This window comes from Gemella sp. (genome assembly GCF_057272915.1).
The window spans coordinates 1-16,609 of record NZ_DBHIUF010000028.1 but is presented as its reverse complement, the minus strand read 5'-3'; the positions used below and the strand labels follow the sequence as shown (position 1 = coordinate 16,609).

Genomic DNA, 16,609 nt, shown 5'->3' with positions numbered 1-16,609 from the left:
AATCATGAGCTTAAAGCTCATGACCCTTCTCATCAGTCCTAAATTTTGGAGACCCCTTTTTTTACTTTTATAAAAAATCAAAGAAGAGAAACTATCAATAGAGTTTCTCTTCTTACTTTATTATTCTAAACCTTCTACAAAGCTATAAGCACTTTGTGCTGCTATAGCTCCATCAGATGCTGCTGTGATTACTTGACGGATTTCTTTTTCACGTACGTCTCCAGCTGCAAAAATACCAGGTACTAATGTTTCTAATTTTTCATTAGTTGGAATGTAGCCAGCTTCATTAGTAATTCCTAAATCTCGGAAATCTTGAGTTTGTGGTAACATACCAACATAGATGAATACTCCATCAGCTTTAATAGAGCTTTCTTCACCAGTTTTAACATTTCTGATTTCGATTGAAGAAACTTTTCTTTCACCTTTAATTTCGTAAGCAACACTGTCCCATACAAATTCGATATTTTCTTTAGCAAATGCTCTGTCTTGAAGAATTTTTTGTGCACGTAGTTCATCACGTCTGTGAACGATAGTTACTTTAGCAGCTAGGTTAGATAAGTATAAAGCTTCTTCTACCGCTGAATCTCCTCCACCGATAACTACTACTTCTTTGTTTCTAAAGAATGCACCATCACATACCGCACAGTAACTTACACCTTTTCCTGAAAACTGTTCTTCTCCAGGAACATCAAGATTTCTATGCTCTGAACCTGTTGCAATAATTATTGATTTCGCTACGTATTCTTTTTCTCCTGCAACAACATATTTAAGTCCGTCTCTAACTCCAACTTCTGTTATGTTTCCAAAACCAAATTCTGTACCGAATTTTTTAGAGTGTTCGAACATTTTTTCTGATAGTTCAGGTCCTGTAATCATCTCATATCCAGTATAGTTCTCAATTTCTTCAGTTGATAGCATTTGACCACCTGGATATTTTCTTTCTAGCATCAATACTGACATATTCGCACGTGATGCGTAGATTGAAGCAGTCATACCTGCTGGCCCTGCTCCTACAATAATTAGGTCATAAATTTTTTCTGTCATATTTTCCACCTTCTCTTTTATGATTCTCTATACAAAATCTTCTTATCTTTGAATTTTGTATTAAGCACTATTAAGTATATCAGACTTCCTACTACAAATACTAGTGAAAGAACTTGAGAAACTCTTAAACTTCCAAGATAAAGAGAATCTGTTCTCATTCCTTCTACTATAAATCTTTCTACTCCATATAAGATTAAGTATGCAGAAAAGACTTCACTTTGTGCTAGTTTATTTCGTATTAGTAATAGTATTACTAATGCGATAAAACACCATAAACTCTCATATAAGAATGTTGGTTGACGATAAGCGCCGTCAATATACATATTTTCTATAATGAACTCTGGAATAAATCTATTCTGTAAATATTCCCTAGTGACTATTTCTCCATACGCTTCATGATTAAAGAAGTTTCCCCAACGTCCCAACATTTGTCCTACTAGTAAACTTGGTGCTATTATATCTAAAAGTTTAATAATTTTTATCCCTCTTTTTCTAGCAAAGAAGTACAGCACAACAAATCCACCTATTAAACCACCGTATATCGCTATTCCACCATCCCAAATGGCTATCATACTAGCGAAGTCACCTTTGTAAAATTCCCATCTGAACATTACGTAGTACGCACGAGCAAAAATAAACGCTATAGGTAAAGCTATTAGTAAAAGATCTAACATTGTATCTTTTTTCAAACCTCTTTTTGTAGCTTCCATATCCGCAAGGTAATATGCAAAAAATACAGTAGTCGCTATTATAATCCCATACCAATAAACTGGTTTTGTAAACAAGTGAAAGGCAATTGGATCTAAGTATCCTAATGTCATATTATTCCACCCCATTATTCATATTATTTCTTTTTATTTCTTCTGCTAATCGTGATGTAAAATCTTTGGCAGTATTCACTCCCATTTGATTTAACCTATAGTTCATAGCAGCAGATTCTATGATGATTGCAACATTTCGCCCAGGTCTTACAGGAATTGTTTTCTTCTCAATTTTAGAATTTAGAATTTCTTTACTTTCATTTCCTAAACCTATTCGATCGTATTGTTTTTGATCATTCCATGTTTCTAGATGAATATTAAGTTGTAATCTTTTGTCGCTACGCACTGCTCCTGTACCGAACAACGTCATAACATTGATAATCCCTAATCCACGAATTTCTAATAAGTGTTTTATTAAAGTAGACTCACAACTTCCGATTAAAAATCCTCTTTCTATCTCTCTTATATCTACTCTATCATCTGCTACTAAACGATGTCCTCGTTTGATAAGCTCTAGAGCTATTTCACTCTTTCCTATTCCACTTTCTCCAGTTATAAGTACCCCAATACCATAAACTTCAATGAATACCCCGTGTATTGAAGTCGTAGGTGCAAATACTCTTCTAAGATGATTTGAGATATTTCCCATCAGTTTCGTAGTGTCATGTTTACATCTTAATACGGGTGTGTCATATTTATTAGCTGCTTCTATTAATTCTTCTGGAACTTCTAGTTCACGTGAAATAATAATACATGGAGTTATACGTGTACATAACATACGCATTCTTGATTTTTTCTCAATATCTGGAATTAATTTAAAGAATGATAATTCGCTTGTTCCAAGAATTTGAATTCTTTTTGGTGAATAGTGAGAAAAATACCCTGCAAGTTGCAACGCTGGACGAGATAACTCATCTGTTGTGATTTCTCTATCTAATCCTTTTTCACCACTTATTACTTCTAAATTCAATTTTTCAACAAGCTCTCTTGTTGTAATTTTTGGCATAATTTTTTTCCTTTTTTATTTCTTTTTAAATGTTTTTATTATTATCGTTCTTTGTTCAGTTTTAAATATAAAATTAAAAATTTTAATTGCTATTACTAAACCTATTGCTGTCCAAAACGATACTATCTCAAAATGTGGTGCCAATATATAAGAAACTGAATAAACTAATATAGTCCTTACTAATAATGAAAATAGTCCTAAACTAAATATTGTTATTATTACAGTAACTAGCAATAATGGTCTAACTAATGTGAATAATATTGTAATCAGCAAGGCTCCAAGGAAACCATATATTGGATGATCAATTTTTAATCTTCCTTGTGTTAAACCTGCAAATGCTATTACAACTAATGTGTTTATAATAACCTTCTTCAAAAAGGGTAAATATATTGTTTTAAATGTATCCATATATTTCCTTTCCATTGCTATTTTATATAAAGTAGAAAGGGAGTGACTCAAAAATCGTGATTTCGGAGAAATCGATTTTGTCGAGTCACCCCCGCAAAGCTTATTAGATATCTACTAAGCTTTCATAAAGCGATTTTAGATATCAATAAACCACTACGACTATGCGTTCTCATATAAACTTTTAAAAATTTAGGACTTTAGGACAAGCCCCTTTCATAAAGCTTATTTTTTAATGATTATTTTGAAAACTCCTCTGTAATTTGAGGAACTACTTGTTTTTTACGAGACACAACACCTTCAAGTGTCATAAAGTCATTTTCTAAAGTTTTACCGAATGCTTGTGCAACTTTGTCTTGTTTTTCACCTAATACTAGCACTTCTGAATCTGAAGTTAAGATATTAGTGATTACAAATACATATGCTGATAATCCTTTTGAAGCTAATTCTGCATTGATTGCCGCTTCTAATTCTTCTTTTCTGTCAGCTACTTCGTTAGCATCAACTGTGTTAATTTGCGCAACTACAAGTTTATCTGCTCCTAAAACAAATTCTTTAGCATCTAAAGAAATTAAAGTTTCCGCTGTTTTATCAGTTGTTGATGCTCCAGCTTTTAACATAGCAAGACCATATTCTTCTGCATTAACTTCAGCAATTTTAGCTAATTCTTCAGCTGCTACTTTGTCTTGTAAAGTACATGTTGGAGATTTAAATAATAATGAATCAGAAATAATTGCTGATAACATTAATCCTGCCATTTGCTTGTCGATATGAACACTTTGTTCTTCATAGATTTTTTTAAGGATTGTAGCTGTACATCCTAGTGGCTCAGCACGGTAATATAATGGTGCTGCTGTTTCAAAGTTTGCGATACGGTGGTGATCAATTACTTCACGAACAACAGCTTTTTCGATTCCATTAGCTGATTGTTGAAATTCATTGTGGTCAACTAAGATAACGTGTTGTCCTTCTTCTACTTCCTCTACTAAACGTGGTAAACGTACGTTAAAGTACTCAAGAGCGTATTTAGTTTCATCGTTAATTTCACCAAGTCTTACAGCTTCTGTATCCATCCCTTGTAATCTTTTTAAGTTGTTATATACGATACTTGAACAAATTGTATCAGTATCTGGATTTTTGTGTCCGAAAATTAAAATGTTTGTCATTTTCTAACTCCTTATTTTTATTTATACTTATTTATATTTTACCTTTTTTTAGTAATTATTTCAAACTTATTTTGAAAATTACAAGCTTTTTTTCGCTAAACTTAAATCTACATGGCAATAACCTGTAGGGTTCTTCTCTAAGTATTTTTGGTGATATTCTTCTGCATCGATGTAGTTGTTTACCGCTTCTACTTCTACAGCAATTTTCTTAGTATAATTTTTTTGTAGTTCTTCGATAAATTTGACTACTTCTTCTTTCGTTTCTTCGTCTACATAGTAGACTCCTGTTCTATATTGACGACCTCTGTCTCCACCTTGTTTATTGATACTTACTGGATCAATAATTCTGAAATAGTGGCGTAATACATCATTTAATGGTAGTACTGAATTATCATATTTTAAGTAAATAACCTCAGCATGGTCTGTTGTTTTAATTTGTTGATAAGTAGTTTCTGCTGTTTGTCCATTGCTGTAACCAACTTTTGTAGTAATTACTCCATCAAGTTGTGAGAAATAACCTTCTACACCCCAGAAACATCCCCCTGCTAGATAAATTTCTTTTTCCATAGCTTAATCCTCTCAATCTTTATAATTAAGTACCTACAATTATACTATAAAACACTTTCTTTTTATATAATTATGCCTGAATTTCAATTAGACTGTAATAATATCAAACTAGCTTAATATAAATTTCTACAGAAAAAAACAAGTACATTTTTTTGTACTTGCTTTTAATTATATTCTACTTAATATTGTGAAGATCTTATAAGCTAAATTCAGCATCAATATTATCTTCTATTCTGTCGTATGAGTTTCTTCAAATACTCTATGTTCTACTTTATAATTATGGAAAATTGCATTAATTTCCGCTCCAATGATTAAAATATATCCTGTAATATATAACCAAAGTACGAACGCCATAAATGCTCCGATTGTTCCATACGTTTTAATATAACTTGAAAAATGATCAATATAGTATCCAAACAGTTTACTTACTATTATCCAAGAAATTGTTGCAAATACAGCTCCTGGTATGATGCTTATTGCTTTAAGTTTCAAATTTGGTCCCATAGTATACAAGAACACAAAAATTAAAAATATAAAGAGTACTGGTAGACTAGAATTTAATACCGACCATAAATTATAATATCCTTCATCAAGATTAAATTTATGGAAAAGTATATAGGTAAGCTGTTTTCCGAATACGATTAAAACTAATGCAACAAACATTCCAATTAAAAATAATGCTGTTAATATTACACTAATTAGTTTTGTAACTATCCATATTCTTCCATCACGAACTCTAAAGGCGTTGTTAAAAGCTATAATTATTCCATAGATACCACTAGAAGCTGACCAAAGTGTGAATACGATCCCCACTGTAATAATCGTGTTATTTTTATTATTTAATACTTCTGAAATCATATCAAAAAGATAATCTCCTAAGTCACCTGGCGCATAGCTTTGAATCTTCTCTAATAAAAATTGTTGATCAATTTTAAAATATGGAGTTAATGCCAATGCAACAATTAGCATAGGAAATAAAGATAAAATAAAATAATAACTTAAATTTGCTGAAAGTAATGATATTTCATCATACATAACTCGATAAAACATCTCTTTAGCAAATTTCTTAATAGTTAGCTTTCCTTTAGGATTATCATCATAAAATGAATAATTTTTTTCTGGTATAAACATAATTATAAAATAAATTTCGCTACTGTTTTAGCAGCTTTATAATACATCGGTAATGATGATACAGATAATAAATTTAAACTTCCGATAGGAAACTTATTTTTTTCCGATACAACATACCCTTTTTCTTCTAAATACTTTTTAGCTTCCTCTACTTTTGCACGTTCTTCTGAACTTAGATTTTCTTTTTTGTGAAGTACTGCAACTGCTAATGCCCCTGCACCCACAAGTCCTAATAATAATTTTTTACCCATTTATATCTCCTTTTAAATGTAATTTCAACTTTTGACAATATAGTAATATTTTAAACCATTTACTTAAACAAAGCAACAGTTAATATATTTTCAATTATTATAGTATATCTATAAATTTTTTATAATTGTAAAAACTTAATGATTATCCTAGCTCTCCCTTTAATATTCTCAAAATGATTCATTTTTCGGGAGTGACTCAAAAATCATCGGAGAAACAAGATCTTGTCGATTCCCCCCGCAAAGTTTATTAGGTATCTAAAAAGCTTTTATAAAGTGAATTTAGATATCAATAAACCACTGCATCTATGAGTTATCATATATACTTTGTTAAAATTTAGAACTTTTGGGGCAGCCCCAACAAAATAAAAACCCATCCTAATCATGTTATTTTAATTAGGATGAGCCTTCTTACTATTATTTAGACTTATTATTTTCTTTTAGCTGTTCTGTGATTTTCTTATCATAATAATCGTTCAAATTCTTCATCGTATACATTTTATTAATATAAATTCCCACTATACTAAATAGAACTGTAATTACCAGTAGGGTTACAAGTAAAGAAGCTATAATGGCATTTGCTCTTTTATGATTTTTTATTTTTATCATAATATTAACTTCCCTCCTCGCTGTGAGTAATCGGCTTAATTTTTTCTATTTCTACTTTATCTTTTCCTTGCTTTTCTTTTTCTTCTTTTGCCTTATCATCTTTATCTTTTTTCTCTTTTTCTTTTTTTTCTTTCTCTTCTTGAGCTTTTTCTTTATCTGTTTTTTCATTTTTTACTCTCAAGTACATATCACGTTTATGACTGTTTTTATCAACAAGAGAAATATGTATTATATCATTTTCTTCAGATAAATTATATTCTTTTAAATTTTTTAACAAAAGAATAAATCCAGCAAAGTTATGTGAATTTTTATATTTATCAATGTAAATGCGGTTGTCTATGAAATTAATTCTTACATCTTCTGAATCATCTTTGCTTTCCATTAAAATATAATGTTTTTCCTGAGTGACTTTGGCACTATTATTATAAGTTTCTAATATTTTTCTATGAGCTAATGCATATTCATAATTTGAATAGTCTAGAAATCTTTTAGAAGTATTTATCGTAGTCTGAAGTATTAACATAAGTAGTAGAGTTAATATAACCAAAAGAAACAAAGATACTGTTAATTCTAATAATGTAAATCCTTGCTTATTTTTACCTATAATCGACTTTTTCACCTGTTTGTTCATCCTCAATTTTTGCTGAGCTTCCACTTACACTTATGTAATAATTATCTCTCCTTGTAGTAAAACTACTCTCTTTATAGTGACTACAAATTTCTTCATACAATATTTCTTTCATCTCTAGCTCTTTTTCAATTTTATACAAATTTGAATACTGCTTAACCATATTTGGAATTAAAAACACAAATAGCAACGAGCAAATAAATAGTGAACCTATTAATTCTATAAATGTAAAACCTTTCTTATTGTATTTCATCAAGTGTCACATATCCAGCATCAAGGTGAACAATTATCTTATATGCACTATTATCAAACTTCACATAAACTGTATTCGCCTTAGATGTTAGATATCCTCTCCAATATTCAAATTTTACAGATGCTGCTCCTAACTCCGCCTTACCATTTTTTCGTATTTTCTTCCACTGTTTCTGACCATCATACAAGACAGCATACTCATTATCATTCGTAAAAAAGCAGATATAAGATCTATCCTTACCTAAACTTTTGGTTTGAACATTATAAATTTCAGAAACTAATTCATTTACCGCTAATCTTTCTTGATATTTATCGTAAGAGTTTATAGAAATTTTCGATAAAATTATCACTATAATACTTACTATCATTAAAACAGCTATCATTTCTACCAAAGAGAAACCGCACCTATTTTTCAAGAGTTGCTTTACCATTTGCTATTACTATTTTTTTACCATTTGGTGCTGTACTAGCTTTGTCTGCAGGTCCATCTAAATAATGTTTTTCAACTAGTTTTTCAAATGTAACTTCTTTATCTTTTTCATTAATTTCATACGCTGTTACTTGAGCCTGAACTGTTTTTTCATAAGCTTCTGAACTTTTATCTTTTGCAGTGTCTATATTCTTAGTAATATTAGGCACTATAAGGATTAATAGTATTGCTATTATAAATAGCACGATAAGCATTTCAATTAATGTAAACGCTTTTTTACTTTTCAATTTTTTTATTATTTTTTTCATAAGTTCCTCCTTATCTTAGCGAGCTAGCCATATTAAATATTGGAAGTAATATAACCATATATAATCCAACTATTACTACGGCTAAAATTCCGAATAGAATAGGCTGTAATTTTTTTAAGTTTCTATCTAATGATGTTAGAAAAGTATCTAGCATCAGTTCACTAAATAATTTTAATTCTTTGTCAATCAAACCATTATTTTTCCCGTGGCTTACAAATTTTTGAATTGAGTTATCAAAATATTTAATTTTTCCTATAGCTTCTTCGAAACTTATACCTTTATCTAATTCCTGTAATACATCTTTTGAAAATTGAGTTAGGTAATAATCATAGTTTTCTTCAACCATAACTTCTAAAGCTGTTTTCAAAGAAAATCCGCTCATAAGAAACAAGCTCAACTCCATAGAAAATCTGTAAGAAAAATATAATTTAGAATAGTTCCTAACTTTAGGAATATATATAAGTGATTTTAAAAATAGATTTGGTTTATATTTAATTGTATAAAAAATGTAACTTATTCCTAAAAGAGTAAGTAAAAATATTATAGAAATGAATTTTGGAATATAGTATAGTGATTTGATTAATATAATAGTTTGGAGATCCATCTTAATATTAGATGAAGTATAGATGTTCTCAAATTGTGGAATTACTAGCGCATTAAACACCATGATGAGACATATTAGTGTAAGTGTTAAAAATAGTGGATATCTTAAAGTTTTAATTACCTTTTCTTGTTGTATTTTTTGTATTGTTAGATATGTTTCTACTTCTTGTAGCATATCTTCTATTCTGCCATAATCTTCTGCAAATTTTATTTTACTAATAATTAATTGTGAATATCCAAGATATTCCAATATATCGGATAATTTTTTTCCATTAGAGAGTTTTTCTTTTATTTTTATAATTTCTTCATCAGCAACCTCATATTGTATTAGCAAAAACTCTAAAGAATCTTCTAACATATATCCATGATTAATCAATTCATACAGACGTTTAATAAAATATATCTTGTTCTCTTTATCTAGGGCTTTTTTAATATCCCCATTTTTCTTTTTCATCAGTCGTGATTAATCCTTTCTCACATGCTAATTTAAATTTTCTCTCTAAAGAGTTTTCATGTATTCTATTATTATCAATGTATTCATGGATGTCTTCTTTTTTCAATATTTCAGTTACTAATCCTCTTTTTCCATTTGTTAAATTTACCAGCCTTTGCGAAATTATGCAAATCACAGTTTGTTTGATATCTTCTAATGATAAGTTTAAATCTCTTAGTCGATTTATTACTCCAATAGAATTTTCAGCATGAATTGTACTCAAAACTAAATGTCCAGAAAATGATGATGTAATTACCTGGCTTGCAGTTTTATAATCACGAATTTCTCCAATTACCATCGCATCTGGATCACAACGTAGTATAGATTTTAGTGCGTTATCATAATTAATTCCAGCTTTTTCATTTACTTGCATTTGAATCAAACTAGAAATCTTTTTCTCTACTGGATCTTCTACTGTTATTACCTGCTTATCTCTACTCGCCAAATCACTTGCTAATTTATACATAGATGTTGATTTCCCGCTTCCCGTAGGTCCAGAAAATAGTACTAAACCATATGCTCTTTTAGAAAGTTCATTAATATACTTGCTATCTTCATCAAATATACTATAATCTACATCTTCTAATTCGTTTATAAAAATTCTGACTACACAACCTTCATTTAATTCATTTAAAGGTAACGTAGAAACACGTAGATAATAATCTTTTTCGTTGTACTTATATACAAAACGACCACTTTGTGGCTCTTTATTTCTCGAAATATCAATATTCGAGTTATATTTTAATAGCGAAATTATCGCTTCTATCTCCCTATTAGAAAATTGTTCATATTTACTCAGATGTCCTCCTACTCTGAGTTTAATAAAGGAATCTCCCGATGTATGTGGATATATATGAATATCACTGGCTCTTCTTTCTATTGAATCATTAAGAATCTGGTTCATTAAATTTTTTACATCAATAGTTATCACCCCATTTCCTCAAGAAAAGGAAAATATAGGCTAAGTATTCCTACTTAGCCTATATTTAAAACTATTAATTTAATTTACTACATTATAACTCTATAGCCTAAGTATTTGAGTATGTTATAGATTTATATTTCTAGAAAAAGAATATCCCCTAAATCTTCTCAAAACTTCTTCTACTAATTTACAATCCTCACTGTCCAATGATTTAATCATATCAATTACTTCAAAGTGAGTATCTGCCAACTCTTCTGGTTCCCCTTTTTCAGTTTTATAACCAACCAGTTCATCAATAGAAACGTTATATAGTTTCGCTATAGATACTAGTGTTGCAACGTTAGGTTCGTTTCTTCCGTATTCCCAGTTCGCATATACACCATGAGATGATAACTCTAGTTTATCTGCTACAGTTGACATAGAGTAATTGTTCATTTTTCGAAGTTTTTTTAAGTTTTGTGCCAGTAATGTTCCTTTATTCTTCAAAGTAATCCTCCTTTCTCATCTATAACCATTATACCTTGTTTTCTATAAAAAATCAAATTAAATTATAAATTTTTGAACCTTTTTTTTATGCTAATATGAAATATTATTTTCAAATTATGTGTAATTTTTACAGAAATACTACCAAGAACTGTGATATGTCAACCTCAAACAAAAATAAAACAACGCTTAAACTAGCGTTGTTTTCATTCATTAAATAGGTTTTTCAACAGTTAATATTTTTATATTTTTCAATAAATTTGTATAAACATAATTTGCTGCTATAAGACCAGCAACCGAAGGACAGAATGCATTAGATGCTGGTGGAATTTTCGCTTTTCGTATAGATGAGTCTTGTTTCCCAATTTTTTCTAAATATTCTTTGTTCGCAATTGTCGGACTTTCCGTAGAAAATACTACAGGAACTTTTCCTCGAACTTTTTCTTTTTTAAATTTAGTTCTTATTACTTTTGCTAATGGGCAAACTGTAGTTTTACTAATATCAGCAATTTGGAATTTTGTTGGATCTAGTTTATTTGCAGAACCCATTACACTAATCACTGGAATATTATTTGCTAAACAATATTTTATTAAATGTATTTTAAAAGTCACCGTGTCACAAGCATCGATAACAAAGTCCAATGGTTTCTCATAGAATACTGGATATGTATCTTCAGTGTAGAAATCTTGAATAGCAATAACTTCACATTCTGGATTAATATCCAAAATTCTTTTCTTCATTTCTTGAACTTTACTGCATCCTACGGTTTTAGTAGTCGCATGAATTTGTCTATTAACATTTGTTATATCGATATCATCTTTATCCATTAAAACTAAAGATCCTACACCTGAACGTGCTAACGACTCAGCAGCAAATGAGCCTACACCACCAACACCTAGTATACCAACTCTTTTACTTTTTAATATTTCTAAACCTTCTGTTCCTATTACTAATTCATTTCTCGAAAATTGATGTAACATTTCTATCTCCATTTTTTAAATTATATAATTTTTAAATTAAAAAAGACTGGATACATTTTTGAACCAGCCATAAAAAAACCAAAACGCCGTAGATTCTTACCTAAATTGGTCCTGATATAATCAGGTGGGTATGATAGCCTTATGTTCTAAAGTCTTCTCAAGGAAGCATTTTATACTAATAAGCGATTCTCATTCCCGTTCAAAAAGTGTTAGGCCCGAATATATGGTAAGTCTTACAAGCGCTTTAGTTTCTATTTATATTTTACCACACTTACTTTACTAAAACAACCTCAAAATTTGTATAATCAGGTAGATTGATTTATTCTTTCATCTAAACCCTATTAAATAAAAGGTTTTCATAAAGTAAAATATTTTTTAAACATATTTTTAGTAATCGATTCTTTTGTACTTATTTTTTTATTTAATTTTTATTATTTTAAAAGTTTTTTCAGAAACTTCCCTGTGTAGCTTTCATTATTTTCAATTAATTGCTCTGGAGTACATTCAGCTAAGATTGTTCCCCCTCCTACTCCACCTTCTGGACCTAAATCTATAAGATGATCGCAGCATTTTATAACATCTAAGTTGTGTTCAATCACAACAACTGTATTTCCACCATCAACTAACTTATCAATAATTTTAATTAATCTACTTATGTCATCAATATGTAAACCGGTTGTAGGCTCATCAAGAATATATAGTGTTTTACCTGTAGATTTCTTGTAAAGTTCACTCGCCAGTTTTACCCTTTGAGCCTCTCCTCCTGATAATGTTGTCGCACTTTGACCCAATCTTATATAATCAAGTCCAACATGTACTAGTGTCTCAAGTTTATTTTTTATCTTAGGAATATTCTCGAAAAATTCGTACGCCTCTTTAATAGTCATATCTAAGACATCACTGATACTCTTACCTTTATATTTAACTTCTAATGTTTCTCTGTTGTATCGTTTACCTTTACATACTTCACATGGAACATAAACATCAGGCAAGAAGTGCATTTCAATTTTTAGAATTCCATCACCACTACAAGCTTCACAACGACCACCCTTTACATTAAAACTGAATCGTCCTTTTTTATATCCTCGCAATTTGGCTTCATTAGTACTTGCGTATAAATCTCTTATATCATCAAATACACCTGTATAGGTCGCTGGATTACTTCGTGGTGTTCTTCCAATTGGGCTTTGATCTATATCGATAATCTTATCTATATTTCCTTCAATTCCCTCTACCGATTTCACTACAGTTGTATCGATTTCCTCTTTATTAAGTACATTTTTTACTGAATTAAACAAGATTTCATTAACAAGTGTTGATTTACCACTACCTGAAACCCCAGTTACTCCAATAAATTTACCAAGTGGGAATTTCACACTAACGTCCTTTAGATTATTTTTTCTTGCTTTCTTAATAACGATATTTTCACCATTACCTTCTCTTCTTTTCGATGGTACGTCTATTTTTTTGCGGCCTGATAGATAAGCTCCAGTTATAGAATTTTCATTCGCCATGATTTCATCAGGTGTTCCAACAGCAACTACTTGGCCTCCATGTTCTCCTGCTTTAGGTCCTATATCAACTATATAGTCACAAGCTAGCATCGTATCTTCATCGTGCTCTACTACTAATACAGTATTGCCTAAATCTCTCATAGAAAGCATAGTATTAATTAATTTTTCATTATCTCTTTGGTGTAAGCCTATTGAAGGTTCGTCAAGAATATAAGTAACCCCCATAAGTTTCGAACCAATTTGCGTTGCTAATCGGATACGCTGAGCTTCTCCTCCTGATAATGTTCCAGATGATCTATCTAGTGTTAAATAATCTAAACCAACATCATTTAAAAACTGTAATCTTGATTTAATTTCTTTAAGTACTAATTTCGCTATTGCATAGTCTTTTTCACTTAGTTTTATATTTTGGAAAAATTCATAACTATCTTTAATAGACATTTCACAAACTTCTGCAATATTTTTTTCTGCGACATACACCGATAAGATTTCTGGTTTTAATCTTTGACCTTTACAACTACGGCATGAGTCTTCTTTAATATACTTAGCCATAGCTTCTCTTGTTGCTCTAGTCATCCCTGATTTATAACGTCTAAGAATATTATTCGCTACACCTTCAAAATATACTATACGTGAACGTTGTACCCCTTCGTCATTAATATATTTATGAGTAATTTCTTCATGATTATTTCCATATAAAATAATTTGTTGTTGTTCATTGTTTAAGTCTTTAAATGGAGTATCCATATCAATTCCAAAATGTTCACATGCGCATTTAATTAAACTTGGATAATATGTCGAAGTCGCATTATTATAAACTAATATAGCTCCTTCATTTATCGATAAGTCTTTTTGAATAATTTTATTAACGTCTACTGTTTCATGCATTCCTAAACCATCACATTCTGGACATGCTCCTTGTGGATTGTTAAACGAGAAAATACGAGGCTCTAAATCACCTAAAGTAAAATCGCAGTGTTTACAACTATACTTAGTTGAGAATAATTGTGTAGTTTCTTCTTTAACATCATCTATTTCTACTAAATCATTATTAGAAAGGTTTAGTGATGTTTCTAATGAATCAGCTAAACGTGTTTCAATTCCTTCTTTAATAACTATCCTATCAATAATTACACTAATAGAATGTTTTTTGTTTTTATCTAATTCTGGAATATCTCCAACTTCGTATAATTCACCATCAATTTTGAATCGAATATATCCATCTTTTATTAGTTTATCTATTAATTTTTTATGAGTACCTTTTTTATCCTTAACAATCGGTGCTACTATTTGGATTCTACTACGTTCTGGCATTAACATAATCGCATCTACGATTTGACTTATTGAACTACTCTCAATCTTCTCGTGATGATTTGGACAGTAGATTTCTCCAATTCTAGCATAAAGTAGACGCAAGTAATCGTAAATTTCTGTTACTGTTGCTACAGTTGACCTAGGGTTTTTTGATGTCGTTTTTTGATTTATTGATATTGCTGGCGATAATCCTTCGATAAGATCAACATCTGGCTTTTCAAGATTACCTAAGAACTGTCTAGCATATGCACTTAAACTTTCCACATAACGACGTTGTCCTTCAGCATAGATAGTATCAAAAGCCAGTGAACTTTTACCACTACCACTTAGCCCAGTAATAACAACAAACTGATCACGTGGGATTTCTAAATCTATATTTTTAAGGTTATTTTCCCTTGCTCCTTGTATTACAATTTTATTTTTCTTTTGCATAAATTACCTCAAATGATTCTATACAATCAAATTTTATTATTCATTGTAAAATCAATTTTGTGTCCTATTTTTTAGACTCATTTAATTTTACATTAACCTCCTTATTATAACATAAATGTAATTGAATATTAAAAAAGAAAGTTCTGAAAAACAATTTCAAAACTTTCAAATCATATAAATTTATTTTTGAATTGATAAAATACAATCATAAGATTTATCATATATAAAATTAACCTACTATTTAATCAATATATCAGTTCAAATTTTTACAATAAATCTATGATAAAATTCCCATTAAATTATCTATAATATTTTTCAAATTATTTTCTACATTCTCTAAAGTACTTCCCATACTATTTAATAATACATTCATATTTTCTTCAAAATCCTTAGGGAGAATTTTAGCATGTTCTTTAGCATACGATATCATTCTCTTTTCTCCTGGATGAGTAAGTTCATTTACTGCAAAAATAATATCGAAATAAGATTCTATAAATGCAGCCATACGATGATTTACACTAATAAAATCCCCACGATTAAATGCTTTTAGAATCTGTTTATCATAAGAAGGTAAGTTCCCTGTTAATAAACGAAGATTTTTTGAAATAATATTTTCTTTTAACTCCTTAGGAAATGGGACTTCAAATCTTTCTTGTATTTTATAAAATTCTTTATGTGGATCATAAAGAACTTTACTATTTTTCAAGTTATGCCAAAAACACGTTGTATAACCATTACCAGCTCGATGTTTTTCCACAACATTTTCTATATTATTCTCAAAATCATTTATATTTCTATAAATAATATCTATATCTACCCCATCGGATAAAGTACAATCATCTTCAAATTCCCAAAATTGATTATTTAATTCAATGTAAGAACAATATTTATCTAAAATTAATTTTCTACAATCTTTATTGGGTATGCTTGTACAATAAATATAGAGGTCATAATCGGAACTTTTATCAAAGTTATTATCACTTCTAGAGCCCCCCAATACTATTGCTGTTACCTCAGGGAATTTAGTAAATTCTAGCCAAAGTTTATCAAATACTACCATTGTATTATCCTTTCAATATCGATATAATTCCTATTACATATTATTCTAACATACATCCTTATTTGTATATATATTTTTTTAAAACTTTTATTAAATATTAAGAAAAAATGGAGTGACTCAAAAATCGTGATTTCTGAGAAATCAGTTTTGTCGAGTCACCCTCACAAAGGTTCTGGGTCTATAATAAATACGGCTGATATTTATTATCAACCGTATTTATTATAGACCCAGAAAAAACAGTAAACCTTTTTT

General features: G+C 29.7%; 19 protein-coding genes and 1 other RNA gene. All 20 read right to left on the bottom strand.

The window, feature by feature from the left end; translation table 11 throughout:
- Window positions 1-120: 120 nt before the first annotated feature.
- The 20 genes from trxB to ACO6OL_RS07960 all read right to left on the bottom strand — a co-directional run bounded on the left by trxB (window position 121) and on the right by ACO6OL_RS07960 (window position 16,357).
- Window positions 121-1,044, bottom strand: a complete 924-nt coding sequence (trxB, locus tag ACO6OL_RS08055) for a thioredoxin-disulfide reductase (RefSeq protein WP_485502774.1) — start codon at window positions 1,042-1,044, stop codon at window positions 121-123.
- 17 nt (window positions 1,045-1,061) lie between these two features.
- Entirely contained in the window at window positions 1,062-1,865 is an 804-nt protein-coding gene (gene lgt / locus ACO6OL_RS08050) for a prolipoprotein diacylglyceryl transferase (protein WP_485502773.1), read from the bottom strand.
- A gap of 1 nt (window position 1,866) precedes the next feature.
- Window positions 1,867-2,811, bottom strand: coding sequence for an HPr(Ser) kinase/phosphatase (gene hprK, locus ACO6OL_RS08045; protein WP_314161237.1), 945 nt, complete (start codon window positions 2,809-2,811; stop codon window positions 1,867-1,869).
- A 15-nt stretch (window positions 2,812-2,826) separates the two neighbouring features.
- Window positions 2,827-3,219 (bottom strand): phage holin family protein, encoded by a 393-nt coding sequence (locus ACO6OL_RS08040; RefSeq protein WP_485502772.1) that lies wholly within the window; start codon window positions 3,217-3,219, stop codon window positions 2,827-2,829.
- Window positions 3,220-3,455: 236 nt separating this feature from the next.
- On the bottom strand, window positions 3,456-4,382 hold the full coding sequence (locus tag ACO6OL_RS08035) for a manganese-dependent inorganic pyrophosphatase (RefSeq protein ID WP_485502771.1): 927 nt from the start codon (window positions 4,380-4,382) through the stop codon (window positions 3,456-3,458).
- A 78-nt stretch (window positions 4,383-4,460) separates the two neighbouring features.
- Window positions 4,461-4,949 carry a peptide-methionine (S)-S-oxide reductase MsrA gene (msrA, locus tag ACO6OL_RS08030; protein ID WP_485502770.1) on the bottom strand — a complete coding sequence of 163 codons (489 nt, stop codon included), beginning with the start codon at window positions 4,947-4,949 and terminating at the stop codon, window positions 4,461-4,463.
- A gap of 228 nt (window positions 4,950-5,177) precedes the next feature.
- Complete coding sequence (locus tag ACO6OL_RS08025) at window positions 5,178-6,080, bottom strand: YihY/virulence factor BrkB family protein (RefSeq protein ID WP_314160960.1); 903 nt, start codon at window positions 6,078-6,080, stop codon at window positions 5,178-5,180.
- A 2-nt stretch (window positions 6,081-6,082) separates the two neighbouring features.
- Window positions 6,083-6,331, bottom strand: a complete 249-nt coding sequence (locus ACO6OL_RS08020; RefSeq protein WP_314160959.1) for a hypothetical protein — start codon at window positions 6,329-6,331, stop codon at window positions 6,083-6,085.
- 414 nt (window positions 6,332-6,745) lie between these two features.
- Window positions 6,746-6,937 (bottom strand): hypothetical protein, encoded by a 192-nt coding sequence (locus ACO6OL_RS08015; protein ID WP_314160958.1) that lies wholly within the window; start codon window positions 6,935-6,937, stop codon window positions 6,746-6,748.
- A gap of 4 nt (window positions 6,938-6,941) precedes the next feature.
- On the bottom strand, window positions 6,942-7,556 hold the full coding sequence (locus ACO6OL_RS08010) for a prepilin-type N-terminal cleavage/methylation domain-containing protein (RefSeq protein ID WP_485502769.1): 615 nt from the start codon (window positions 7,554-7,556) through the stop codon (window positions 6,942-6,944).
- Window positions 7,534-7,818 (bottom strand): prepilin-type N-terminal cleavage/methylation domain-containing protein, encoded by a 285-nt coding sequence (locus ACO6OL_RS08005; protein ID WP_314160956.1) that lies wholly within the window; start codon window positions 7,816-7,818, stop codon window positions 7,534-7,536. Before ACO6OL_RS08005 ends, ACO6OL_RS08010 begins: the two co-directional genes overlap by 23 nt.
- Entirely contained in the window at window positions 7,805-8,248 is a 444-nt protein-coding gene (locus ACO6OL_RS08000; protein ID WP_485502768.1) for a prepilin-type N-terminal cleavage/methylation domain-containing protein, read from the bottom strand. The genes ACO6OL_RS08005 and ACO6OL_RS08000 overlap by 14 nt, the downstream gene beginning before the upstream one ends.
- Window positions 8,223-8,555 (bottom strand): competence type IV pilus major pilin ComGC, encoded by a 333-nt coding sequence (gene comGC, locus ACO6OL_RS07995; protein ID WP_485502767.1) that lies wholly within the window; start codon window positions 8,553-8,555, stop codon window positions 8,223-8,225. Before comGC ends, ACO6OL_RS08000 begins: the two co-directional genes overlap by 26 nt.
- 10 nt (window positions 8,556-8,565) lie before the next feature.
- Complete coding sequence (gene comGB / locus ACO6OL_RS07990; protein ID WP_485502766.1) at window positions 8,566-9,612, bottom strand: competence type IV pilus assembly protein ComGB; 1,047 nt, start codon at window positions 9,610-9,612, stop codon at window positions 8,566-8,568.
- The gene (gene comGA, locus ACO6OL_RS07985; RefSeq protein WP_485502765.1) at window positions 9,587-10,582 is read right to left on the bottom strand and encodes a competence type IV pilus ATPase ComGA; all 996 of its coding nucleotides are present in this window, start codon (window positions 10,580-10,582) and stop codon (window positions 9,587-9,589) included. The genes comGB and comGA overlap by 26 nt, the downstream gene beginning before the upstream one ends.
- A gap of 114 nt (window positions 10,583-10,696) precedes the next feature.
- Window positions 10,697-11,059, bottom strand: coding sequence for a helix-turn-helix domain-containing protein (locus tag ACO6OL_RS07980; protein ID WP_084812676.1), 363 nt, complete (start codon window positions 11,057-11,059; stop codon window positions 10,697-10,699).
- A 210-nt stretch (window positions 11,060-11,269) separates the two neighbouring features.
- Window positions 11,270-12,037, bottom strand: a complete 768-nt coding sequence (locus ACO6OL_RS07975) for a tRNA threonylcarbamoyladenosine dehydratase (RefSeq protein WP_485502764.1) — start codon at window positions 12,035-12,037, stop codon at window positions 11,270-11,272.
- A gap of 71 nt (window positions 12,038-12,108) precedes the next feature.
- Window positions 12,109-12,291: non-coding RNA, 6S RNA (gene ssrS / locus ACO6OL_RS07970), on the bottom strand.
- Between the two features lie 177 nt (window positions 12,292-12,468).
- Window positions 12,469-15,297 (bottom strand): excinuclease ABC subunit UvrA, encoded by a 2,829-nt coding sequence (gene uvrA / locus ACO6OL_RS07965; protein WP_314160964.1) that lies wholly within the window; start codon window positions 15,295-15,297, stop codon window positions 12,469-12,471.
- Window positions 15,298-15,574: 277 nt separating this feature from the next.
- Entirely contained in the window at window positions 15,575-16,357 is a 783-nt protein-coding gene (locus ACO6OL_RS07960; protein ID WP_485502763.1) for a nucleotidyltransferase domain-containing protein, read from the bottom strand.
- Between the last annotated feature and the right edge of the window lie 252 nt (window positions 16,358-16,609).

Bases quoted from the DNA above. Each gene is read 5' to 3' on its own strand.
- ACO6OL_RS08035 (WP_485502771.1), bottom strand. From the start codon at position 4,382: ATGACAAACATTTTAATTTTCGGACACAAAAATCCAGATACTGATACA.
- ACO6OL_RS08000 (WP_485502768.1), bottom strand. From the start codon at position 8,248: ATGGTAAAGCAACTCTTGAAAAATAGGTGCGGTTTCTCTTTGGTAGAA.
- ACO6OL_RS07960 (WP_485502763.1), bottom strand. From the start codon at position 16,357: ATGGTAGTATTTGATAAACTTTGGCTAGAATTTACTAAATTCCCTGAG.
- ACO6OL_RS08025 (WP_314160960.1), bottom strand. From the start codon at position 6,080: ATGTTTATACCAGAAAAAAATTATTCATTTTATGATGATAATCCTAAA.
- ACO6OL_RS08015 (WP_314160958.1), bottom strand. From the start codon at position 6,937: ATGATAAAAATAAAAAATCATAAAAGAGCAAATGCCATTATAGCTTCT.
- comGB (WP_485502766.1), bottom strand. From the start codon at position 9,612: ATGAAAAAGAAAAATGGGGATATTAAAAAAGCCCTAGATAAAGAGAAC.
- trxB (WP_485502774.1), bottom strand. From the start codon at position 1,044: ATGACAGAAAAAATTTATGACCTAATTATTGTAGGAGCAGGGCCAGCA.
- ACO6OL_RS08040 (WP_485502772.1), bottom strand. From the start codon at position 3,219: ATGGATACATTTAAAACAATATATTTACCCTTTTTGAAGAAGGTTATT.
- ACO6OL_RS07975 (WP_485502764.1), bottom strand. From the start codon at position 12,037: ATGTTACATCAATTTTCGAGAAATGAATTAGTAATAGGAACAGAAGGT.
- msrA (WP_485502770.1), bottom strand. From the start codon at position 4,949: ATGGAAAAAGAAATTTATCTAGCAGGGGGATGTTTCTGGGGTGTAGAA.
- comGC (WP_485502767.1), bottom strand. From the start codon at position 8,555: ATGAAAAAAATAATAAAAAAATTGAAAAGTAAAAAAGCGTTTACATTA.
- ACO6OL_RS08005 (WP_314160956.1), bottom strand. From the start codon at position 7,818: ATGAAATACAATAAGAAAGGTTTTACATTTATAGAATTAATAGGTTCA.
- ACO6OL_RS08020 (WP_314160959.1), bottom strand. From the start codon at position 6,331: ATGGGTAAAAAATTATTATTAGGACTTGTGGGTGCAGGGGCATTAGCA.
- uvrA (WP_314160964.1), bottom strand. From the start codon at position 15,297: ATGCAAAAGAAAAATAAAATTGTAATACAAGGAGCAAGGGAAAATAAC.
- lgt (WP_485502773.1), bottom strand. From the start codon at position 1,865: ATGACATTAGGATACTTAGATCCAATTGCCTTTCACTTGTTTACAAAA.
- hprK (WP_314161237.1), bottom strand. From the start codon at position 2,811: ATGCCAAAAATTACAACAAGAGAGCTTGTTGAAAAATTGAATTTAGAA.